Origin of the sequence: Halobellus ruber, assembly GCF_014212355.1 — an archaeon.
Classification (GTDB): Archaea; Halobacteriota; Halobacteria; order Halobacteriales; family Haloferacaceae; genus Haloquadratum; species Haloquadratum rubrum.
Genome location: NZ_JACKXD010000003.1, coordinates 149358 through 170669 on the forward strand (window position 1 = coordinate 149358; position 21312 = coordinate 170669).

Sequence of the window (21312 nt, forward strand, 5' to 3'; positions counted from 1 at the left end):
ATGTATGTCCTTATATTCGAGGTGGATCCGGCGCGACGGTCACGCCTGATCGTCGGGTTCCCGGTACTCGATCACCGCCGCACCGACGACAAGCAGGATCGAGACGTAGAAGATCAACGACGCGACCGCTGGCACCACCGGCGTGAACCCCTGGGTCATCCGGCCGTGGATCCAGGTGGTGATCGTGCTCTGTGGCCCCGAGAGGTACGACACGATGTAGTAGTTGTTCCACGACAGTACGAACGCGAAGATGGCCCCGGAGATCACGCCGTCGGCGACGAGCGGCAGGAGCACCTTCCGGTAGAGCGTGACGGTGTCGGCACCGAGGTCCCGCGCCGCCTCCTCGAGGTTCGGGTCGATCCCGAGTGCGGTGATCGAGACCACGAACATCACGATCGGGGAGATCCAGACGAGTTCGCCGACGATCGACGGCACGATCCCGTAGCCGAGGTTGATCTGGCTCGCCCATATCGACATCCCGAGCCCCAGCAGGATGAGCGGGAAGAAGATCGGAAGCAACGCGACCAGTTTGAACGTCTCCCGGTACGGGAACTCATAGCGCGTGTACGCCAGCGCCGCGGCGGTCCCGATGACCGTACTCAGGATCGTCACCGGAATCGAGATCAACAGCGTGTTCTCGAACGCCCCACGGACGCTGCCGGAGGTGAGCGCCGCGTCGTACCACCCGAGGGTGAACTGGTAGTCGACGATCGAGAAGAACCGGCCGTCGTAAAAGGACGCGATCACGAGGCTCACGAGCGGGATCATCAGGAACAGCGCCACCAGGGCGACGTAGCCGTACCAGATCCACCCCGGGGAGCGGCCGTCCAGGCTCCAGGTGCGTGTCGACATGCTCAGTTCCCCCGTTCGGCGATCTCACGCAGGTCGATCGTCCGGAGGATCACGATCCCCGACACCACGGTGATGATGAGCAGTCCGACCGCCTGCGTCGACCCCAGCGGCCAGTTCTGCGAGTAGCCGAAGGAGTACTGGATGTTGCTCGCGATCGTGAAGATCGACCCGCCGCCGAGGATCTCGGCTTCGACGTTCGCACCCAGGCTCAGCACGAACACGAAAAGCGACCCGATCACGATCCCGGGCTTGCTCAGGGGCAGCAGGATCCGGCGGAACAGCGTGTAGTTGCTCGCACCCAGGTCCTTCGCCGCCTCGATCGTGGTGTCCTCGACGCTGAGAAGCGAGAGGTAGATCGGGAACAGCATGAACGGCAGGTAGATGTACGTCGTCCCCAGGATGATCGTCGAGCGCTGGTACATCAGCGACGCGTACTCCTCGACGCCGAACAGGCTCACGATGCTGTCGAGGACGCCGTTCTGCACGAGAAACAGCGCCCACCCGAACACCCGGATGTTCACGCTCGTGAAAAGCGGGATGATCAAAAGCATCAGGAAGACCAGCTTGTACCGTTCGATGCGCCGTGCGAGCGCGTACGCCGCCGGATACGACACCACGAGCGTCAGGGCCGTCGTTGTGACGCTCACCGCGACGGTGTTGACGAGGACGTCGCCGTAGACGCCCTCTCCCGAGATCATCCCGCCGACGACCTCCTGGTATGTCGCGATCGACCACTGGAGGGGGTTCGCCACGATGCTGTTGCCCGTCTGAACGGAGAAGACGACGATCGCGACCATCGGGCCGACGAACATCACCAGAAGTAGGAGGCTCATCGGGACGAGGAGGATCCACGGCGGAGCGAGCAGCTCGGCGAGCCCGCTCCAGGCGGCGTCGGACCGATCCAACCGCGTTCGGAGCCGCTGTAGCGTCGACATCGGGATCACTCCGGCACCAGGATGGATTTCGAGGCGTCCCACTGGAGGTACGCCGTGTCGCCCTTCCCGATGCCCGTCGTTCTGAACTCGTCGACCGGCACCTCCGCGACGTACTCCCCGCCGGCGTCGACCGGTTCACACTCGACCAACACCGTGTTCCCCCGGACGAGAACGTTCTCGACTGCGACCTCGAGCCCGAGGTCCGCGGTCAGTTCCGTGCCGACGGTCGTGTCGTCGTAGCGGACGACCAGGTACGCCGGCGTGTCGCGGCCGCGATCGTACGGCACCGTGGTCGTCTGATCGAGGACCGCGGCGTGGACCTCGTAGCTGCCGTCGCGTTCGGTCGCGCCGTCGAGCTCGAAGGTGTTGGCGTCGCCCATGAACTCCGCGATGAACTTGGTGCTCGGCGCCCGGTAGATGTCCTCGGGCGACCCCGTCTGGATGACGTTGCCGTTTTCGAGGACGAACAGCTTGTCGCTCATCAGAAGCGCCGACTCGAGCGAGTGGGTGACGTAGATGAACGTCATCCCCAACTCCTCGTTGAGGTCCGCAAGCTCCCGTTGGAGCCGTTTCCGGAGGACGTAGTCCAGCGACGCCAGCGGCTCGTCGAGGAGCAGGATGTCCGGCTCGTAGGCGAGCGACCGCGCCAGGGCGACGCGCTGCTTCTGCCCGCCGGAGAGCTCGGTCGCCTTCTTGTCGGCGTGGACGTCGGGATCCAGCCGCACCTGCCGGAGCAGGTCCTCGACGCGGTCGCCGACCTCGAGCCCGTTGTTCCGCATCGGGAACTCGATGTTCTCCCTGACGGTCATGTGCGGGAACAGCGCCCACGACTGAAACACCAGGCTCGTCGGCCGGTCCTGCGGCTCGACGGCGGTGATGTCGACCCCGTCGAGTTCGATCCGCCCGGCGGTGGGCTCCTGGTGGCCCGCGATCATCCGGAGAAGCGTCGTCTTCCCACACCCGCTCGGACCGACGATGGTCGCGAACTCGCCGGGTTCGATCCGGAGGTCGACGTCGTTGACCGCGACGAGCGACCCGTATTCCGCCCTGAGATTCGTTGATTGTAGCATTTGAAGTGGCTCGAAACCCTCGTCCCGCGGTTCAGATCCGCGATTTGGCTTCCCGCCAGATCGGCTCGAACTTGTCGAGATCCGGGATCCCGGTGTAGAAGACCGAGTTGTCGACGATGTCGGGGACCTCGTCGACCCGAAGCACCTCCCGCTGTTCGTCGTTCAGTTCGTCGATCGCCGTCTGGTGGGGGACGACGTTCGTCCCGCCGGAGGTCGGCCACATCAGGTTCTTGGCGGTCTCGCCCTGCTGCATATACGCGAGATAGTTGTCGGAGACCGTCGGGTGGTCACCCTTCAGCATACACGTCGTCTCCACCCAGATGACGCCACCTTCCTCCGGGACGTGGGCCTGGAAGTTGAGGCCGCCCCCGCGCCGGAGGGTGCCGTTGATCCAGCTCCCGGAGATGAACCCGATGTCGATCTCGCCGGACTTCATCGCCTGGTTCATCGACGCGAAGTCCGGCAACAGCGTCTTCGCGTTGTCGAAGAGGTCGAAGGTCGCCTGCCGCACCTGTTCGATCTCCTCGTCGGTGTGCTCCTTGTAGGGCTCGATGCCCTCCCGGAGCATGATGATCTGGACGCCCCAGAAGAACAGGTCGTAGACGCCGACGTCGTACTCGTCCATCCACGCGGCGTCGTAGCTGCTGTAGTCCGACTCGGAGACGGTGTCCTTGTTCACCACGAACGACGCCCACCCGAACCGCTGGGGTGCGCCGTACATCGTCCCGTCGAGGTCGAAGGAGTAGTCGTCCTCGTTGAGGAACGCGAAGGCGTAGTCCTCCTCTTTGGTGAACATATCGATGTACTTGTCGAACGTGTAGGGCTTCCACTCCTCGTAGTCCATCGGCCGGATCAGGCCCGCCTCCGCGAGGTTCGGGAGCCACGCCATGTCGAACGTTGCCTGGTCGAACTGCTGCCACTCCCCGGACTCCAGCCTGTTGAACGCCTTGGGGTTCGAGGTGAACAGGTCCAGTTGCGTGTCGCAGTTGAACTGGTTTCGGAAGGGGTCCTGAACGTTCGAGGCGTCGTAGCCCGTCCACGTCAGGTGGTTGATAGTCTCTCCGGTCGTGTCCTCCTCGCCGGGTTCGTAGAGCGCGCCGTCCGGCGCGGCCGGCACTTCCGCGAGTTCCTGTTCGTACCACGGTGCGTCGCCGCTCCCGCCGCCACCGCCGTCGCCGCCGGTACAGCCTGCAATCGTGGCTAGCCCGGCCGTCGCCGTGGCCGCCTTCATATACGCCCGCCGCGTGAACGGATTTTCTCGTGACATTCTGGGTTCCCCATAGCCCCGCCGCCGGACGACGAGTGTCGCCTCGCGGGCGAGCAGTATGGTATGCCAAAACAAATCGAAGAACGCTCTATCAACATTCTGCCGGCAACTGACGGTCGTTTATATACGATTCGAGTTCGAGCCCGAGTCAGTCGCCAAAATGCCATTTTTTTGCGTCGAGAGTGAAATATCTAACAATAAAACCGGCAATTAATTCGCGTATTTGCTATTGTACAATCGAGTAGTCGACGGATCGGCGGTTCGACGCCAGTCAGTGGGGAAGGTCCGTCCCGGCCCCGGCGCCGGCAGACAGGAGGGTACGTCCCGACGCCGCCGGGGAAGGTTACGTCTCGACCGTGACGCCGGTGAACTCGAAGCGTGCACCGCCGTCGGCGCCGTCGGTGACGGTGACCGTCCACCCGTGAGCCTCCGCGATCTCCCTGACGATCGTGAGCCCGAAGCCGCTGCTCCCGTCGGCGGTCGAGAAGCCCGCCTCGAAGATCCCCTCGCGGTCCGCCTCGGGGATTCCCGGTCCGTCGTCCTCGACGTAGAAGCCGCCGTCCGTCGCGCCGACGCGGACCGCGACGTCGCCGGCGCGTCCCACGGCGTCGTCGGACTGCGTCCGACTGCTCGTGGAACCGCGTTCCACGGCGTCATCGGACTCCGTCCGATTGCTCGTCGAGCCGTGCTCGACGGCGTTGCGGAACAGGTTCTCGAGGATGCTCCGGAGGCGCTGTGGGTCGGCGTGGATGGTCGGGTCGTCGACGACGTCGAGGACGGCGCCGCCGGTGTCGGCGTTCCGCCAGCTTTCCTCGGCGAGACGCCCCAGCGAGACCGACTCGGTCTCGTCGACGATCCGGCCCTCTCTGGCGAGCGTGAGCGTGTCCGTGATGAGTTCGTTCATCCGGTCGAGGGCGTTCCGGGCTGGGGGGATGTGATCGCTGTCGTACTCCTCGGCGAGCAGTTCGAGGCGGCCCTGCGCGACGTTCAACGGGTTCCGGAGGTCGTGGCTGACGATGCTCGCGAACTTGTCGAGCCGTTCGACCTCCCGCTGGAGCTGCTGTTCGTGGGCCTTCCGGTCGGTGATGTCGGTGATGGTGCCGATGTGGAACGGCGTGTCGTCGATCCGGACGTGGGTGGTCGTGGTCTCGGTTGGGATCCGCTCGCCGGTGTCGACCCGCTCGTGGACGGTCTCGTGGACGCGTGTCTCGCCGAGGTCGTAGGAGTTCCAGTACGCCTCGAACCGCTCGGCGTCGAGCTCCGGGTTGAGCTCCCAGACGTAGCTGTCGGTGAGTTCCGCGCGTGTGGTCCCCAGCATCTCCGCGTACTGCTCGTTGGCGTACCGGATCCGGCCGTCCGCGTCGTAGCTCGCAACGCCGACGCCGATGTGCTCGATTCCGTGTTCCAGCGCCGCGCGCTCCCGATCCCGTTCCTTCCGCTCGGTGACGTCCTCCTGGAACCCGAGCCAGCGTTCCACGGTCCCGTCGTCGTCGAGGAGCGGCGCGATGGTGACGTGGTTCCAGAACTCCGTGCCGTCCTTCCGGTAGTTCCGGAGTTCGACGGTCACGGGCTCGCCCTTCGCGATGGCTTCCCGCATCGCCGCCACCGGCTCCTCGCGGGTGTGTTCCCCCTGGAGGAACCGGCAGTTCGTCCCGATGATCTCCTCGGCGTCGTGGCCGGTGAGCTCCTCGAAGCGGTCGTTGACGTAGATCAGGGGGTTGTCCTCGGCGGCGGGGTCGGCGACCGTGATCCCGATCGGCGCCTCGTCGAGCACCCGGTCCTTCAGCCGGAGTTCGGCCTGCCGGCTCCGCCGGTCCGAGAGGTCACGCACCGTACAGACGAGGTCACCGCGGTCGGTCCGGGACACGACGTGATCCTCCGGGAACGTGGTCCCGTCCGCCCGGAGCCCGGAGGTCTCGCCGTGCCAGTACCCCTCGTCCTCGACGAGCGGGAGCACCTCCCCGCGGACGGTCTCGACCTCGTCGTCGGGGTAGATGAGCTCCCAGTGTTCCCCGATCATCTCCTCGGGATCGTAACCGTACAGCTCGGCGTACGCCTCGTTGACGTAGATGAACTCTCCGTCGCTGTCGAGGATGCTGATTCCCTCGCGGGCGGTCTCGATGGCCTCGAGGTGGCGCTTGCGGGACCGTTCGGCCCGGGTCCGTTCGACGGCGTTTCTGATCCGGTTCGCGAGGAGTTGGTACTGTTCGGTGCCGGACGCCTTCTGGAGGTAGTCGGTGACGCCCGCGGAGATGGCGTCGCTTGCGACCGCCTCCGAACCCTTCCCGGTGTAGAGGATGAAGGGCAGATCGGGATACTCCTCGCGGACGGCCTCCAGGAGTTCGATGCCGTCCATCCCGGGCATCTCGTAGTCGGAGACGACACAATCGAACGATCCCGTCCGGATGCGGTCGAGCCCCTCGTCGGCGCTTGTGGCGGTCGCGACGGTGATCCCGTCACCCTCCCGGGCGAGGTACGTCGCGGTCAGGTCCGCGACCTCGGCGTCGTCGTCGACGTGGAGCACCCGGATCGGGGCTGTCATACGAGGCGCGTTCGACCTTTCCGGTGAAATTTGTTGTGATCCGGGGGTGGGACATCCGGCGGTTCGGTCCGCCGAGCGGTCGATCGTCGCCCGGAGGACGGCGAGGCCCGACCGTCGACGGCGCCGCATCAGCCGTGATACCCCGTCTCGCACAAGGGTTATTCCCCCGGGCGGACTCGATACGGGTGCAATGGCAAACGGCACTGTGGACTTCTTCAACGATACGGGCGGTTACGGTTTCATCGAGACGGACGACGCTGACGAGGACGTGTTCTTCCACATGGAGGACATCGGCGGTCCTGACCTCGAAGAGGGACAGGAAGTCGAGTTCGACATCGAGCAGGCCGACAAGGGCCCGCGAGCGACGAACCTCCAGCGCCTGTAAGGCGGACCGCGGCGCCCTGCCGCGCTCCCCTCGTCACGTACCGGGCGGCGACCGAACGCGGCGTTCTTTCATCCTTCCGAGTCGAAACGCCCGTCGTGGCCGGAGATCCGGGGACGCTCCCGTCGTCGACACCCGACACGTTCTCGGCAGCGGCGTGCCAAATCGGGGTATGACTGGAGACGGCGTCGAGATGGAGTACGTGGAAACCCACGGCGCACGGATGCCGGCGGTGGGGCTCGGAACGTGGCAACTCACGGGGACGGAGTGCTACGAGACGGTGTCGACCGCGCTGGACCTCGGCTACCGCCACGTCGACACCGCACAACTGTACGACAACGAGCGGGAGGTCGGCCGGGCGATCGAAGACGCCGACGTCGACCGCGACGAGGTGTTTCTGACCACCAAGGTCTCCCCCCGAAACGCGAGCCACGACGCCCTGATCGACTCGACGGAGGCCAGCCTCGAACGGCTCGGGGTCGACTACGTCGACCTGTTGCTCCTCCACTGGCCGAACCCGATCGTGTCGGTGGAGTCGACGATGGCCGCGATGGACCACCTCGTCGACGAGGGGAGGGTCTCTCACATCGGCGTCAGCAACTTCCCACGGGTCTTCCTCGACCGCGCCCGCGACGCGGCCGACGCGCCGATCCTCACGAACCAGGTCCAGTTTCACCCCTACAAGCCCCAGCGCGGAATGTTGGGCTACTGTCAGGAGGAGGGACTCGTCCTGACCGCCTACAGCCCGCTGGCCCGCGGCACCGTCCTCGGCGACGACACGGTCCAGCGGCTCGCCGCCGAGTACGACCGGACCCCCGCACAGGTCGTGCTCCGGTGGGCGACCCAGCACCACAACGTCGCGGTGATCCCCAAGACGACGGACCCCGACCACCTCGCGGAGAACATCGCGCTGTTCGATTTCAAACTCACCCGCTCGGAGGTCGAGGAACTCACCAAGCCGTCGCTGCTCAAATCCGGGCGGGCGATGCTGGACGGGATGCTCGGCGAACTCCGGTGACCGGGGCGATCGATCCCGCAGGGAGCCGATGACCGGCGACGACGGCGCCCAGGAGTCGGGCGACGCCGCGACGGGGCCGGCCCGCCGTCGCGTGCGCCGCGCCGCGGTCGGGTGGACGCTCGCCGTCGTGGCGGCGTCGCTCGTCGATCCGGCCGCGATCCTCGAACTGCTCGGGGCGTCGACGACGGCGGCCGGCGCGGGCGGCGCGGCCGCGTTCGCCGTCGCCCACCTGGTGGCGTACGGCGTCCTCGCGTGGCTCCTCGTGGACGGGCTGGGCCCCGACGGGTCGAACGCCGTCCTCGTGACGGTGGCCGTCGCGACGGCGGCGGGCGTCGGGGTCGAACTCCTCCAGGCGCCCGTCGCCGCCCGGACGGCGAGCGTGAACGACGCCCTCGTCAACGCGGTCGGCGCGGCCCTCGGGGCGGGGTCGCGTGCGGCGGTCGGCCGCCTGCGGCGGCGGTAGCGGCGACAGTCGGGCGTCGGTACCGGCACCCGACCGGACGCGCGGTTTTTACCCGGCTGGTGTTAACGCCAGGCCGAACTCCGATGTCGGTCACGACGCTCCACCGCCCCGCCCACCGGGACGCCCTCTCGCTTCTGGAGACGGCCTTCGAGGAGGGGCGGATGGTGACGGCGTTCGGGCGGTGTACCGTCGACTACGACGGCCGCGCGTCGTCGGATCTCGGCCCCGGCGACCGGCTGGTCGTCTGCAAGCCCGACGGCACGGTGCTCGTCCACACCGACGAGAACCGGGAGCCGGTCAACTGGCAACCGCCGGGGTGTACGCAGTACGCCAGCCTGCGCGACGGTCGGCTCCGGATCCGGAGCGAGCGGTCCTCGCCCGCCGAACGCCTCGACGTCGACTTCCGCCGGCTCGAACAGCTGACCGTCTACGAGATCCAGGACCGCAGCGACCTGGCGCTGACGGGCAGCGAGGAGGACCTCCGGAGCCGGATCCTCGACGAACCGGAGCTCGTCGAACCGGGGTTTCAGCCGACCGCGACCGAGCGGGAGACCGCCGCCGGTCCCGTCGACGTCTTCGGCGCCGACGCCGACGGCCGGCCGGTGGTAGTGGAACTGAAGCGCCGGCGGGTCGGCCCCTCGGCCGCCAGCCAGCTCCGCCGGTACGTCGAGGCCATAGACGAGGAGTTCCCCGAGGAGGGCGTGCGCGGGATCCTGGTGGCGCCGTCGGTCACAGACCGGACGGCCGCGCTGCTGGACGAGCAGGGCCTGGAGTTCGTGGCGCTGTCGCCGCCCGACGGCGACGGGGCTGCGGTCGAGCCTGATACCGACGACGCCGCGGAGTGACGCTCGTCCCGCTCAGGCCTCGCTCGCGAGGTCGACGAAGTTCGCGAGCGTCCGCTCGACTGTCACCGTCGAGAAGTCACGGTCGGCGGGGTCGGTCGGCCACCCGAAGTCCGTGTCGATCTGCGGAAGCAGCGTCTCGGTGAGTTCGGGGTGGTACTGGACGGTCCAGACGGGCGCCTCGCGGTGGCGCGTGGCGACGTGCTCGTGGTAGTCGGCGTCGGCGATCGGCCGGAGTCCGTCGCCCAACTCGACGACGTAGTCGCCGTGAACCATCGGAACGCGGGAACCGACGCCCTCGAAGAGGGGGTCGTCGCCGAACCGGACCGTCTCGATCCCCTTCCGGAGGCCGCGGTGTTCGACGCGGCCGCCGAAGGCGTCGTTGATGAGCTGGTGGCCGAAGCAGATGCCGAGCATCGGAACGCGGTCGTCGCGGAGCTCCCGGACCAGTGCCCCGAGATCGTCCATCCACGGGTAGGTGTCGGTCTCGTAGACGCCCGCGGTGCTGCCGGAGAGGACGACCGCGTCGGCGTCACGGAGGGCGTCGGGGCGGCCGCCGGTGTCGGCGTAGGGGTGGACCCGGACGGTCGCACCCGCGGCGGCGAGGTGGCGGCGGATCTCCGGGACGAAGTAGCGGTTGTCGGGGTCGACCTCGTTTTGGAGGACGAGGATCACGGCCGAACCTATGCGATGATCCGATATAAGCGTTGCAGCCGGGATACGGGCGTTCGGGGGAGGGGAAATCGCCGGAACCGACGCACGCTTCGAAGCGCTTTTACGCCGAATCTGCCTTGTCCTTCACAAGTAACTATGTCCGAAAAACCCGCCTCGATGTACCGGGAGCTCTCGAAGCCGTCCTACACCCGACGCGACTACGTCACGGGCATCCCCGGCTCGAAGATCGCACAGCACAATATGGGCAACCTCCAGTCCGATCCGCAGGACTATCCGGTCCACATCAGCCTCCGCCTGGAGGAGGAGTGTCAGGTCCGCCACGGCTCGCTGGAATCGGCGCGCCTCTCGGCGAACCGCGTGATGCTCAAGGAGGTGGGTCAGGACAACTACAAGATGGTTCTCCGGAAGTTCCCCCACCAGATCCTCCGGGAGAACAAACAGGCGACCGGCGCGGGCGCGGACCGCGTCTCCGACGGGATGCGCCAGGCGTTCGGCAAGCCGGTCGGCACCGCCGCCCGCGTCCAGGACGGCGAGCGGGTGTTCACCATCTACTGCGATCCCGAGGACGCCGACGTCGCGAAGGACGCGCTCCGTCGCGCGTACAACAAGATGTCGCCACCCTGCCGGGTCGACGTCGAGAAGGGCGAGAAGCTGCTGGTCTCGTAAGGATCGGAGCCCCCCGCACCCGCTCGCTTTTTGTCCCGCCGCCACGTCGTGTGAGTGATGCTTCGGCTCGCCGTGACCACTGCCGCCGAGACGCTCGACCGAATGCGCGACCCGCTTGCGGCCCGCGACATCGCGGTCGAGCACCTCGACACGACGGGACGAGTGGTCGACCTCTCTTCGTCCCCGGAGCGGCGCTTCGACGCGGGGTTCGTCTATCCCGCGCGGCTGATGGCGGGCGGCGTCGTCGACGGCCGTCGCGGGCTCCCGTGGGTGAACGGGCGGGCCGCAGTGGCGACCTCCCGGAACAAGGCGGGCGTGATCGCGCGGCTCTCGCGGGCCGGCCTCCCGGTCCCGGAGACGAGGGTCGTCTCGAACCCCGCTGACGACGACGCGGTCGCGGCGGCGGCCGCCGATATCGGGTTTCCGATCGTAATCAAGCCGAACTCCGCGACCCGCGGGATCGGCGTCGCGAAGGTCCACGACCGCGACTCCCTGCTCGGGGTGAGCGACTACGCGGATCTGATCCACGAGTTCCGGGCGACCGGCGACAAGTCGTATCTGCTCCAGGAGTTCCTCCCCGACGCCCGCGATTACCGGCTGATGGTGGTCGACGGGACGGTCGTCGGCGGGGTCGAGCGCCGGCGGCCCGACGGCGCGGTGAACGGAAAAAACGGCGACCCCGACGACGCGGGGGGCGGCTGGAAGCACAACGTCCACCGCGGGGCGACCGCCGTCGCGGCCGACGTCGACGACACCCTCCGCGAACTGGCGGTCGAGACGGCCGACGTGCTGGAGATCGACTACCTCGGAGTCGACCTGCTCGTCTCGGAGGGCCGGGCGGTCGTTTCCGAGACCAACGCGCGGCCGACCATCGACGACGGGAAGTACGACACCGGGTTCTGGGACCGGCTGGCGGGAGTGATCCGCAGAACCGCCGACGGGGACTGATACGGATTATCGTAACTAATTACCGGTCATCGCCGGAGACGGGGTGGGCGATGACCGGCAATTGACTACAATAATCCGTATGAGGAGTCGTCAGTCGAGGTCGATCGACGCGGAGTCGTCGATCTTATCCAGCGTGACCTGGAGGATGCCGTTGTTGAACGTCGCAGCGGCGCTGTGCTCGTCGACCCGGACCGGCAGCCGGATGCGCTCGTCGTACTCCCGGCGCTGGCCCGCGGCCGTGACGGTGAGCACCTCGCCGTCGCATTTCAGTTCGACGTCCTCCTTCCGAACGCCCGGGAGGTCGGCGACCAATCGGAGCTCCTCGCCCTCGTCGTAGACGTCGACGTGCGTCTCGGAGGCGAACCCGGCGGCGTCGTCGCTGGTCATCTCGTCCATCATCCGCTCGATCCCCTCGAAGAAGTCGTCGAACGGGTCGTCGCGGTCGTCGTTCATCGAGTAGGTGTTAGGGCGTTCCGATCAAAAGCCTTCTCCCCCCGGCAGCGTGTCGAAAGACACAGGTCGGCCGCGACCGACCGCGGACGTAGACGGGATGACAGACACTGACGACGACGCCTACGAGGAACCGCTCTTCCAGCGGGTCATCGAGTACGCCGCGGCGGCCGACACCGACGTCGTGCGGATGGTCTCGGGCCACCCCGACTGGGAGCCGCCGGCGGCGCTGCGGGAGGGGCTGAAGGAGTACGCCGACGGCGACCCCGAGAGCTTCCAGTACCCCCCGCGGGAGGGACTCCCGGAACTTCGCAGTCAGATCGCCGAGCGACGCGGGGTCGCGGAATCGCGGGTCGTCGTGACCAACGGCGCCGCGGAGGCCAACTACCTCGCGATGGCGGAGGCGCTCGACCGGAAGCCGGGGTCGGAGGTCCTCGTGACGGACCCGGTCTACCCGTACTACCCGGGCCGGACGACGATGCTCGGCGGGGAGGTGACCCGCGTCCCCGTCGCCGCGGACGGCCACGTCGACGTCGAGGCGATGCGTGATGCGGCCTCCGCGGACACCGCCGCGATCGTCGTCAACACCCCGAACAACCCGACCGGCGCGGTCTACAGCCCCGACGCGGTCGCGGCGCTGGCGGACGTCGCGGCCGACTTCGACGCCCTGCTCGTCGCCGACGAGGTGTACGACCACTTCGACCTCTCGGGCCGTTTCGAGAGCGCGCTCACGCTCGATCGCGACAACGTCGTCGTCACCACGTCGTTCTCGAAGTCGCTCGGGATCACGGGGTTCCGCGTCGGCTACGCGGTGTTTCCGGAGGACCAGATCGAGGCGGCGCTGACCAGACACACGCTTGTGAACGTCGCGGTCAGCCGCCCGGCGCAGGCGGCGGTGGCGGCCGCGCTCCGGGAGACCCCGCCGTCGTACTACGAGTCGATCCGCGACACCCTCCGCGGGCGGATCGACGACTTCACCGCCGCGCTCGACGCCGCCGGCGCCGAGTACACGACGCCCGAGGGCGCGTTCTACGTCCTCGCTCGGTTCGACGGCTTCCCGGGGACGCTTGAGAACGTCGAGCGGCTGATCGACGACGCCGGCGTCGCCGCGATGCCCGGGGCGGCGTTCGGCGAGACCTACGAGGAGTGGATCCGCTTTACGCTGTGTACCGACCGCGTCGACGAGGCTGCAGGTCGGCTGGCGGCGTACTTCGAGGGTGGGTAACGCCGCGTCCGGGACCGGCCGACCGGATTCCATCAGGTCTTTGCGTCCGTGCGGCGATCGGGGAGACGAGATGAGCAGCCGATGGCTCCCCGCCGACGAGTTCCGTTCGCTGACGACCCTCGGGAAATCGAAGATCGTCCTCGGATGGGCGGCGGTGGCGTTCGTCCTGATGCTCGGAATCGGCGGTAACCTCGGACTCGCCGTCGGAATCGTTCTCGGCGTCGTGTTCGCCACGCTCGGCGCGGTGCTGTGGATCGGCGGGTTCGGATAGCTCCGACGACTGGGTAGCCATCGCCGCGACAGTCGACGGCCACTGCCCGATGGCAGGCCGGTGCTCAGGTACGCGATGGCTGACCGAGGGTCCACCGTCGGGCGGGGACTTCCGAGGTCGTCCTCGCACGTATCCCGACGATCTCGTTTCTAACTGCACAGTACTGACGTCGACCGGGAAGTACACAAGTCCCCGCCGCCTCGCGTCCCGTATGTCAGGATCCGACGTCGAGGCCGCCGACCCCGACGACCGGAGCGTAGACGCCGACCCGGGCGAGGAGGACACCACCATCGACGTCGAACCCGTCGAGGACGCCGGCGGGACCGACGGCGAGGGCGTTCCGGAGACCGCCACGGACGCCGAGACGCTGCCGGAGGGGATCGACGCGCCCGAGTACGTCCTCTACGGCGGCAAGGGCGGCGTCGGCAAGACCACGATGGCGGCGGCGACGGCGCTGTCCTCGGCGGCCGCGGGGACCGCGACGCTCGTCGTCTCCACCGACCCCGCGCACTCGCTGTCCGACACCCTCGACTACGACGTCCCGGCGCAGCCGACGCGGATCCGCGAGGATATGCCGCTCTACGCCGCCGAGATCGACCCCGATACCGCCGTTGCCGGGCCGTTCGGCGGGGGCGCGGCCGGCGATGTCGGTGGGGACGCGGACGGGCCGGAAGCCGGCTTCGGCGGGAACGGCGGCTCCGGCGGGGTCGGCCCGGACGACGACCCCTTCGGCGCGGACGGGCCGGGCGACACGTCGCCGTTCGGTGACCTCGGGGGGATGGAGGACCTCCTCGGGGGGGCGATGGATCCGGGGGCGATGCCCGGCGCCGACGAGGCGGCGGCGATGCAGCAACTCCTGGAGTACCTCGACGACCCGCGGTTCGACCGGGTCGTCGTCGACACCGCCCCGACCGGCCACACCCTCCGACTCTTGGAACTCCCGGAGATGATGGACTCGATGCTCGGCCGGATCGCGAAGCTCCGCCAGCAGTTCTCCGGGGTGATGGAGGGCGTCAAGGGGATGTTCGGGATGGGCGGCGACGACGCCGGCGGGCCCGACCTCGAGGAACTCCGCGAGCGGATCGAGCGCCTGCGAACCGTGCTCCGTGACCCCGCGAAGACCGACTTCCGGGTCGTGATGATCCCCGAGGAGATGAGCGTCGTCGAGACCGAGCGGCTGGTCGACAGACTCGACGGCTACGGCATCCCGGTCCAGACCCTCGTCGTCAACCGGGTGATGGCGGATCCCGGCGACGCGACGGCGTCGACGGTCGACGACCGGTGGGTCGTCTCGCCGAACCCGGAGGCGTGTGAGTTCTGTCAACGCCGGTGGCAGGTCCAACAGGACGCGATCCGGCGGGCGACGGACCTGTTCCGCGGCCGGGAGGTAAAGCGGGTGCCGCTGCTCGCCGAGGAGGTCCGCGGCGAGGAAGCGTTGCGCGTCGTGGCGGCGTGTCTGGGGTAAGGGGCCGCTGGTAGGCCGTCGACCCCGCTGTAATCGGGGGTGTTAGAGAACGCTTCCCCGGGCGGGTTATAGTGGCGTTTGCAACTGGTTGCACGTCCGATCGCACGCCGTCGTGCGATCGAGTGAGCGAAGACCTGCAAACGGTACTATGATTACGTGGGAACGTTCGACACCTCGGGGTGTCGAAACCCGTCACTCGATGCGGTAGAGCGCCCGTCTGGTTCGGACGGCCGATGTTTGATGTTGAACGAGTGCTACGACGCCCTCGATTCGGTTGCCGGTCATCGCGGACCCGTGCGGGTAATCCACCGGAACAAGCCGTCTCAGAGCTTCCGGAGGTACCGATAACCCGTATCCAGCCACCGCGACGGGAGAAGGCGGGCGAGTGCGCCGACCCGCGCGGCGGTCCCCGGCTGGTAGCGCGCCTTCGGCTTCGTCGAGGAGGCCGCGTCGACGATGTCCTCGGCGACGCGCTCCGGCGGGATGGCGCCGAGTCCGCCGCCGCCGACGAGCCGGGTGTCGGAGAACAGGTCGTAGAAGGAGTCGTAGGCGCCGGAGCGGTCGATTCCGGGGATGTCGCCGTCGCCGGCGTCGCCGTCTACATCGGCACCGTCCGCGTCGTCGCCGCCATCCCCGTAGACTTCGGACTCGGCACGCTCGGTGAACGACGTCTCGACCGGCCCCGGCTCGATCAACACCACGTCGATGCCGTACTCGTCGACCTCGTTTCTGAGCGCGTCGCTCATCGCTTCCAGGGCGAACTTCGAGCCCGCGTAGATCCCGCCGCCGGGAAAGGAGAGCCGTCCCGCGGCGCTGGAGACGTTCACGACCGTTCCCTCCTCCTGGTCGCGCATCTGCGGCAGCGCCGCCCGCAGCAGCCGGTGGGGGCCGTAGAGGTTCACGTCGAACTGCCGGTGGACCTTCTCGGTCGGGACGTCCTCGACCGGACCGAACTGCGCGTATCCGGCGTTGTTGACCAGACACGAGAGGTGGCCCTCCTCGTCGACGACGCGCTCGACAACCCGCCCGACGTCGTCGGGGTCGGTGACGTCGAGCGTCGCGATCCGACAGCCCGCCTCGCCGAGCGTCTCGATGTCGGCCGGGTTGCGCGCGGTGGCGTAGACGACCCAGTCCTCCTCTAAGAACGCAAGCGCCGTCGCGCGACCGATCCCGGACGAACAGCCGGTGATCAGGACCGTCTTCGGGTGCACGCTCGGGGGAACGCCCCGGGCGGTGTTAACTGTGGGCGGTTCGGCGCGGCGGGCGGTCCCCGTCGGAGCGACGTCCGGCCGGTCGCCGCCGAGTGCCACAGTCTTAATGCCCCCGCGGCGGTGGGTCGAGTATGCGATTCGACCGATCGGCGGGCGTGTTCTGCCACCTCACCTCGCTGCCGGGCCCACACGGCATCGGCGACCTCGGCGAGGGCGCCCGGGCGTTCGTCGAGTGGCTCGCCGCCGCCGAGCAGTCCTACTGGCAGTTCTGTCCGCTGGGGCCGACCGCATCGGTCCACGGCGACTCCCCCTACCAGTCGTATTCGGCGTTCGCGGGCAACCCGCTTCTGCTCAGCCTCGACCGGCTCGTCGACGACGGCTACCTCGACGCCGGAGCGGTCGAAGGCGAAGCGGTCCCCGACTTCCCCGGCGACCGCGTCGACTACGACCGCGTCAGGGCGTACAAGACCGACCGGCTCCGGACGGCTGCAGCGCGGTTCCGCGAGGAGGCCGCCGCGGACGACCGCGCGGCGTTCGAGGCGTTCCGCGAGCGGGAGTCGGCGTGGCTCGACGACTACGCGCTGTTTATGGCGCTGCGGACGCGGTACGACGGCGCGTGGACCGACTGGCCCGAGTCGATCCGGACCCGCGACCCCGACGCCCTATCGGCCCACCGGGAGGAACTGGCTGCGGAGATCCAGTATCGGGAGTTCGTCCAGTTCGTCTTCGACCGGCAGTGGCGCGCGCTCCGGGCGTACGCCGAGGAGCGCGGCGTCGAGTTCGTCGGCGACCTCCCGATCTACGTCGCACTCGACAGCGCCGACGTGTGGGCGAGCCCCGAGGCGTTCGACCTGACCCCCGAGCACGATCCCGCGGCGGTCGCGGGGGTGCCGCCCAACCCCGGCGACGACGGCCAGCGGTGGGGAAATCCGGTCTACGACTGGGACACCCTCCGGGAGACCGGCTACGGGTGGTGGCTCGACCGGCTGGATCGCCTGCTCGACCTCGTCGACGTCGCCCGGATCGACCACTTCAAGGGGTTCGACGAGTTCTGGGCGATCCCGGCCGGCGCCGACGACCCCGCGGCCGGCGAGTGGCGCGAGGCGCCCGGCCACGACTTCTTCGAGACCGTCGAACGGGAGCTGGGCGAACTGCCGTTCATCGTGGAGGATCTGGGGTTCCTCGATCAAGGGGTCGTCGACCTCCGCGAGCGATTCGGGTTCCCGTCGATGCGGGTGCCCCACTACGCCGACTGGTGCCGGGAGGGGGATATGTACCAGCCGATGCACTACCCCGAGGGGAGCGTCGGCTACACCTCGACCCACGACACCAACACCCTCGTGGGCTACTACGAGTCGCTGTCCGACCGCCAGCGTGACTGTCTCCACTACAACGTCGGCGCCGACGGCTCGGAGATCAACTGGTCGGTGATCGAGGCGGTGTGGCGCTCCGACGCCGTGCTGGCGTTCACGACCGTCCAGGACGTGCTCGGACTCGGCGCCGAGGCGCGGTTCAACCGCCCCGGCACCGCCACCGGCAACTGGACGTGGCGGTGTACGGAGGCCGCGTTCCGCGAGGCCGACGCCGAGCGGCTCGCCCGGCTGACCGACGAGCAGATCCGGAATTAGCCGGCGCTTGCGGGGGGTCGGCCGCGGCCGGCGCGTACCTCGTGATCGAGGCGACGGTCACCCCGCCTGGCCGTCGAACACGCGGCGGAGCGGCGACGCACGGAACCTGTTCCGGCTCGTGTGCGGCGCGGTCGCCGCCGGTGGGATCGCCGGCGCCCTCACGGACCAGTCGGCCGGCGTCCTGTTCTCCCCGGGCGTTGTCGGCTTCGCGATCACCCGGAACGCGCTCTACGAGCGGATCCTCGCGCGGGTCGACGACGCCCCCGGTCGGGTGCAGTTCCCGGTGGGCGTCGCAGGTCGTCGGCGTCGGCGGTGGTCCGTCTTCGGCGGTTACCGATCGTTGGATGAATTAACCGATTCGTGCGAGGGAGACGACGGATCGCCCCGATTATTTCAACTTTTTAGCAATTCTTTCCGCAATCCGAACTACAACCAGTACCCCCGGATTCGTTCGATCCGTAATGTCAGACGACGAGATGCGACGGCGGTCGTTGCTCAAGTACCTCGGCGCCACCGGTATCAGCGCGACGCTCGCCGGCTGCGGCGGCGGCGACGGAGACGCTACCACCGAGGCGCCGACCGAGACGCCGACCGAGACAGCGACACAGACGGCGACGCCGGTCCCGACGGAGTCTTTGACGCTGCTCCACGACACCCACGTCGGCGGGCGGCTCGGGACCGCCGGCGCCGAGGACAACGAGAACATCGAGAGCTACTTCGGGCTGATGGACGACCTCGCCGAGCCGGATCGGACGTTACGGCTGGGCGCCGGCGACGACCTGGGCTCGTCGGCGCTGTCCTCGGAGTTCGAGGGCCAGCACGTCGTCGACCCCTTCGAGGCCGGCGACCTCACCCACGACACGTTCGGCAACCACGACTTCGACTTCGGACCGGACGTCCTCCGGACGCGGGTCTCCGAGACCGAGGACTTCCTGTGGGTCAGCGCCAACGTCGACGAGCCCTCCGGCGAGGCGTTCGCCGGCGCGGAGGGCGCCGAACGCTACGACATCGTCGAGATCGCCGGCGTCTCAGTGGGGATCACGGGCGTCCTGACCCCGCGGGCCAGGCAGGTGACGAGCCTCGGCGACGCCGAAGTGCGGGACCCGACAGCGGCGTTGAGCGAGGTCGTCCCGGAGATGCGCGAGGAGGGCGCCGAAGTGGTGATCGTGATGTCACACGTCGCAAACGACCTGGCGCGCAACGAGATCGCCCCCAACGTCGACGGGATCGACGTCATCGTCGGCGACGACGCCGCCGAGCAGTTCGACGAGGCGGTCGAGGTCAACGACACCGTCCTCTCCTTCGTCGGCGACGAGTACGACTTCCTGGGCGAGGTCACCCTCGAAGTCGGCGACGGGGAGATCCAGTCGTACGACCGCACCGTCTACGACGTCAGCGAGGAGGAGATCGAGCCGAACGAGGCCGTCGAGGCGGTCGCCGACTTCTACCGGCGCCAGGTCGACAGCGAGGTGATCGGCGAGAGCACGGTCCCGCTCAACTGCGTCGGCGAGGACCTCCGCACGGGGGAGACCAATATGGGCAACTTCGTCGCCGACGCGATCAGGGCCGACGTCGACTCCGACGTCGTGATCCAGAACGGCGGCGGGATCCGGACGGGCACGCTGTACCCGCCGGGCGACATCACCGACCTGCTCATCCGCCAGATCCTGCCGTTCGGCAACACGACAATCGAACTGGAGGTGAGCGGCCGGACCCTCCACGACGCCCTGGAGAACGGCGTCAGCGAGGTCGAGAGCCTCGAGGGGCGGTTCCCGCAGGTCAGCGGGATGGAGTTCGCGTGGGACCCCGACGCCGAATCGGGCGACCGGATCGACCCGGCCGATGTCACCGTCGACGGCGAGCCGCTGGACGTCGAGGCGACATACACCCTCGGGACGAACAACTTCATGGCCGACGGCGGCGACGGGTACGGGATGCTGCCGGACGCGGCGCGGACTGGCAGCGGTGAGACGTCACTCGCACAGCTCGTGATCGACCGGATCCGGGAGCGGACGCCCATCTCCCCGGAGACCGAGGGGCGGATCACCCGGCTCTGAGACGGCCGTCGCATCGACACCCGAGCGCATCGGCTCCCGACGGCGAGGTCGTGACGGACCCACGCGACCGAAACCCCAATACCCGCCCCGTCCCTCCCCGAACCAATGACAGCCGATTCCGGATCCGCACCCGGCGTCGACGCGGCCGCCGCGACGGAGTCGGGGGCGATCCCCCTCTCGGAAATCGCGGGGCCGTTCGACCTCCAGGCGACCTTAGAGAGCGGCCAGTCGTACCTGTGGGACCGCCCGGACGGGCGGATGTACGAGTCAATGGACAACCGGGGCGGCGACGCGTGGTACCACACGGTCGCGCCGCCGATCGACGGCGTCACGACGGAGCCGATCGCGGTCCGGGTGCGGCAGCGCGAGGGCCGGTTGGAGTGGGTCGCGACCGACGACCCCGTCCCGCTTTTGACTCACCTGCTCCGGCTCGACGACGACCTCGACGCGATCTACGATGCTGCGCCCGACGACGACCTGATCGAGCGGGCGATCGACGCCTATCGCGGGCTGCGGCTGGTCCGCGACCCGCCCTTCCCGTGTCTGATCTCGTTCATCTGCTCGGCACAGATGCGCGTCGCCCGGGTCCACGGGATGTCGGTCGCGCTCGCGGCGTCGTTCGGCACCGAGTACGAACTCGCCGGCGAGGCGGTGCCCGCGTTCCCCACCCCCGACCAGTTGGCCGCGCGGACCGAGGCCGAACTCCGGGACCGCAAACTCGGCTACCGCGCGCCGTACGTCAAGCGGACCGCGGAGATGGTCGCCGACGGCGAGGCCCACCCGAGCGAGGCGACGGGACTCGAGTACGAGGACGCCCGGGAGTACCTGACCCAGTTCGTCGGCGTCGGCGACAAGATCGCCGACTGCGTGCTGCTGTTCTCGCTCGGCTCCCTGGAGGCGATCCCGTTGGACACGTGGATCCGAACCGCGGTCGCGGAGTACTACCCCGACTGCGACCGCGGCGGCTACGCCGAAACCTCGCGGGCGCTCCGGGAACAGTTGGGCGGCGAGTACGCGGGGTACGCCCAGACGTACCTGTTCTACTACCTCCGGGCCCGCGGCGACGAGTGAACGTCCGGGGGACGCCACCGGCCGGCGTCAGTACCGGAGGGTCGACGACCCGCCACCGGTGGGGCTGAAGCGCCCGCGCGAGGGGTGTGGGAGTACACAGTGCTGGCCATAATACCGAATCTCATATATAAAACGTACCGTATTTTATTTTTAGAATCACTTGTTTGAGTGGCTAATTCAACAATATAGCCGTATTTCCGTTCACGTCAGTTCAGAATAATCAATAATGTTATTACTACTGCTGTCGTCCGAGACAGCGTATCGGGAACACAGC

Annotated in this window: 20 protein-coding genes; 12 read left to right on the plus strand and 8 right to left on the minus strand. The window is 68.2% G+C overall.

What is annotated here, in order from left to right; translation table 11 throughout:
• Positions 1 to 39 precede the first annotated feature (39 nt).
• From H5V44_RS09215 to H5V44_RS09235, 5 genes are all read right to left on the minus strand, one after another.
• The gene (locus H5V44_RS09215; protein ID WP_185192839.1) at positions 40 to 852 is read right to left on the minus strand and encodes an ABC transporter permease; all 813 of its coding nucleotides are present in this window, start codon (positions 850 to 852) and stop codon (positions 40 to 42) included.
• Positions 853 to 854: 2 nt separating this feature from the next.
• Positions 855 to 1787, minus strand: coding sequence for an ABC transporter permease (locus tag H5V44_RS09220; protein ID WP_185192840.1), 933 nt, complete (start codon positions 1785 to 1787; stop codon positions 855 to 857).
• 5 nt (positions 1788 to 1792) lie between these two features.
• Entirely contained in the window at positions 1793 to 2857 is a 1065-nt protein-coding gene (locus tag H5V44_RS09225) for an ABC transporter ATP-binding protein (protein WP_185192841.1), read from the minus strand.
• 31 nt (positions 2858 to 2888) lie between these two features.
• A complete protein-coding gene (locus tag H5V44_RS09230; RefSeq protein WP_246403883.1) occupies positions 2889 to 4124 on the minus strand; it encodes an ABC transporter substrate-binding protein in 1236 nt (411 codons plus the stop codon).
• Between the two features lie 343 nt (positions 4125 to 4467).
• Entirely contained in the window at positions 4468 to 6666 is a 2199-nt protein-coding gene (locus tag H5V44_RS09235; protein WP_185192842.1) for a hybrid sensor histidine kinase/response regulator, read from the minus strand.
• A 190-nt stretch (positions 6667 to 6856) separates the two neighbouring features.
• Between H5V44_RS09235 and H5V44_RS09240 the strand changes: the two genes are divergently transcribed.
• The 4 genes from H5V44_RS09240 to nucS all read left to right on the plus strand — a co-directional run bounded on the left by H5V44_RS09240 (position 6857) and on the right by nucS (position 9374).
• Positions 6857 to 7051 carry a cold-shock protein gene (locus H5V44_RS09240; protein ID WP_185192843.1) on the plus strand — a complete coding sequence of 65 codons (195 nt, stop codon included), beginning with the start codon at positions 6857 to 6859 and terminating at the stop codon, positions 7049 to 7051.
• 190 nt (positions 7052 to 7241) lie between these two features.
• Positions 7242 to 8066, plus strand: coding sequence for an aldo/keto reductase (locus tag H5V44_RS09245; RefSeq protein WP_185193248.1), 825 nt, complete (start codon positions 7242 to 7244; stop codon positions 8064 to 8066).
• Between the two features lie 28 nt (positions 8067 to 8094).
• Entirely contained in the window at positions 8095 to 8529 is a 435-nt protein-coding gene (locus H5V44_RS09250) for a VanZ family protein (protein WP_185192844.1), read from the plus strand.
• 83 nt (positions 8530 to 8612) lie between these two features.
• Positions 8613 to 9374: an endonuclease NucS gene (gene nucS / locus H5V44_RS09255; protein WP_185192845.1), complete on the plus strand. Its 762-nt coding sequence runs from the start codon at positions 8613 to 8615 to the stop codon at positions 9372 to 9374.
• Positions 9375 to 9386: 12 nt separating this feature from the next.
• On the opposite strand, the gene H5V44_RS09260 is transcribed toward nucS, so the two are convergent.
• Positions 9387 to 10043, minus strand: a complete 657-nt coding sequence (locus H5V44_RS09260; protein WP_394354532.1) for a type 1 glutamine amidotransferase — start codon at positions 10041 to 10043, stop codon at positions 9387 to 9389.
• Between the two features lie 138 nt (positions 10044 to 10181).
• Between H5V44_RS09260 and H5V44_RS09265 the strand changes: the two genes are divergently transcribed.
• Both H5V44_RS09265 and H5V44_RS09270 read left to right on the plus strand, forming a co-directional pair.
• Positions 10182 to 10712 carry a 50S ribosomal protein L16 gene (locus H5V44_RS09265; RefSeq protein WP_185192847.1) on the plus strand — a complete coding sequence of 177 codons (531 nt, stop codon included), beginning with the start codon at positions 10182 to 10184 and terminating at the stop codon, positions 10710 to 10712.
• A gap of 57 nt (positions 10713 to 10769) precedes the next feature.
• Positions 10770 to 11660 carry an ATP-grasp domain-containing protein gene (locus tag H5V44_RS09270; RefSeq protein ID WP_185192848.1) on the plus strand — a complete coding sequence of 297 codons (891 nt, stop codon included), beginning with the start codon at positions 10770 to 10772 and terminating at the stop codon, positions 11658 to 11660.
• Positions 11661 to 11750: 90 nt separating this feature from the next.
• On the opposite strand, the gene H5V44_RS09275 is transcribed toward H5V44_RS09270, so the two are convergent.
• Positions 11751 to 12113, minus strand: coding sequence for an Hsp20/alpha crystallin family protein (locus H5V44_RS09275; protein ID WP_185192849.1), 363 nt, complete (start codon positions 12111 to 12113; stop codon positions 11751 to 11753).
• Between the two features lie 97 nt (positions 12114 to 12210).
• Here H5V44_RS09275 and H5V44_RS09280 point away from each other — a divergent pair, with 97 nt between their 5' ends.
• From H5V44_RS09280 to H5V44_RS09290, 3 genes are all read left to right on the plus strand, one after another.
• A complete protein-coding gene (locus H5V44_RS09280) occupies positions 12211 to 13335 on the plus strand; it encodes a pyridoxal phosphate-dependent aminotransferase (protein ID WP_185192850.1) in 1125 nt (374 codons plus the stop codon).
• Positions 13336 to 13405: 70 nt separating this feature from the next.
• On the plus strand, positions 13406 to 13606 hold the full coding sequence (locus H5V44_RS09285) for a hypothetical protein (RefSeq protein ID WP_185192851.1): 201 nt from the start codon (positions 13406 to 13408) through the stop codon (positions 13604 to 13606).
• 211 nt (positions 13607 to 13817) lie between these two features.
• Positions 13818 to 15071, plus strand: coding sequence for an ArsA family ATPase (locus tag H5V44_RS09290; RefSeq protein WP_185192852.1), 1254 nt, complete (start codon positions 13818 to 13820; stop codon positions 15069 to 15071).
• A gap of 323 nt (positions 15072 to 15394) precedes the next feature.
• Here the strand turns inward: H5V44_RS09290 and H5V44_RS09295 are convergent, their stop codons facing one another.
• The gene (locus tag H5V44_RS09295) at positions 15395 to 16282 is read right to left on the minus strand and encodes an SDR family NAD(P)-dependent oxidoreductase (RefSeq protein WP_185192853.1); all 888 of its coding nucleotides are present in this window, start codon (positions 16280 to 16282) and stop codon (positions 15395 to 15397) included.
• A gap of 131 nt (positions 16283 to 16413) precedes the next feature.
• Between H5V44_RS09295 and malQ the strand changes: the two genes are divergently transcribed.
• The 3 genes from malQ to H5V44_RS09310 all read left to right on the plus strand — a co-directional run bounded on the left by malQ (position 16414) and on the right by H5V44_RS09310 (position 21038).
• Positions 16414 to 17910 carry a 4-alpha-glucanotransferase gene (gene malQ / locus H5V44_RS09300; RefSeq protein WP_185192854.1) on the plus strand — a complete coding sequence of 499 codons (1497 nt, stop codon included), beginning with the start codon at positions 16414 to 16416 and terminating at the stop codon, positions 17908 to 17910.
• Between the two features lie 461 nt (positions 17911 to 18371).
• Positions 18372 to 19967 carry a bifunctional metallophosphatase/5'-nucleotidase gene (locus tag H5V44_RS09305; protein ID WP_185192855.1) on the plus strand — a complete coding sequence of 532 codons (1596 nt, stop codon included), beginning with the start codon at positions 18372 to 18374 and terminating at the stop codon, positions 19965 to 19967.
• Positions 19968 to 20072: 105 nt separating this feature from the next.
• Positions 20073 to 21038, plus strand: a complete 966-nt coding sequence (locus H5V44_RS09310; RefSeq protein ID WP_185192856.1) for a DNA-3-methyladenine glycosylase family protein — start codon at positions 20073 to 20075, stop codon at positions 21036 to 21038.
• Positions 21039 to 21312 lie beyond the last annotated feature (274 nt).

Bases quoted from the DNA above. Each gene is read 5' to 3' on its own strand.
- H5V44_RS09305 (WP_185192855.1), top strand. From the start codon at position 18,372: ATGTCAGACGACGAGATGCGACGGCGGTCGTTGCTCAAGTACCTCGGC.
- malQ (WP_185192854.1), top strand. From the start codon at position 16,414: ATGCGATTCGACCGATCGGCGGGCGTGTTCTGCCACCTCACCTCGCTG.
- H5V44_RS09215 (WP_185192839.1), bottom strand. From the start codon at position 852: ATGTCGACACGCACCTGGAGCCTGGACGGCCGCTCCCCGGGGTGGATC.
- H5V44_RS09275 (WP_185192849.1), bottom strand. From the start codon at position 12,113: ATGAACGACGACCGCGACGACCCGTTCGACGACTTCTTCGAGGGGATC.
- H5V44_RS09310 (WP_185192856.1), top strand. From the start codon at position 20,073: ATGACAGCCGATTCCGGATCCGCACCCGGCGTCGACGCGGCCGCCGCG.
- H5V44_RS09235 (WP_185192842.1), bottom strand. From the start codon at position 6,666: ATGACAGCCCCGATCCGGGTGCTCCACGTCGACGACGACGCCGAGGTC.
- H5V44_RS09270 (WP_185192848.1), top strand. From the start codon at position 10,770: ATGCTTCGGCTCGCCGTGACCACTGCCGCCGAGACGCTCGACCGAATG.
- H5V44_RS09280 (WP_185192850.1), top strand. From the start codon at position 12,211: ATGACAGACACTGACGACGACGCCTACGAGGAACCGCTCTTCCAGCGG.
- H5V44_RS09250 (WP_185192844.1), top strand. From the start codon at position 8,095: ATGACCGGCGACGACGGCGCCCAGGAGTCGGGCGACGCCGCGACGGGG.
- H5V44_RS09285 (WP_185192851.1), top strand. From the start codon at position 13,406: ATGAGCAGCCGATGGCTCCCCGCCGACGAGTTCCGTTCGCTGACGACC.
- H5V44_RS09240 (WP_185192843.1), top strand. From the start codon at position 6,857: ATGGCAAACGGCACTGTGGACTTCTTCAACGATACGGGCGGTTACGGT.
- H5V44_RS09245 (WP_185193248.1), top strand. From the start codon at position 7,242: ATGGAGTACGTGGAAACCCACGGCGCACGGATGCCGGCGGTGGGGCTC.
- H5V44_RS09290 (WP_185192852.1), top strand. From the start codon at position 13,818: ATGTCAGGATCCGACGTCGAGGCCGCCGACCCCGACGACCGGAGCGTA.
- nucS (WP_185192845.1), top strand. From the start codon at position 8,613: ATGTCGGTCACGACGCTCCACCGCCCCGCCCACCGGGACGCCCTCTCG.
- H5V44_RS09225 (WP_185192841.1), bottom strand. From the start codon at position 2,857: ATGCTACAATCAACGAATCTCAGGGCGGAATACGGGTCGCTCGTCGCG.
- H5V44_RS09230 (WP_246403883.1), bottom strand. From the start codon at position 4,124: ATGTCACGAGAAAATCCGTTCACGCGGCGGGCGTATATGAAGGCGGCC.
- H5V44_RS09265 (WP_185192847.1), top strand. From the start codon at position 10,182: ATGTCCGAAAAACCCGCCTCGATGTACCGGGAGCTCTCGAAGCCGTCC.
- H5V44_RS09220 (WP_185192840.1), bottom strand. From the start codon at position 1,787: ATGTCGACGCTACAGCGGCTCCGAACGCGGTTGGATCGGTCCGACGCC.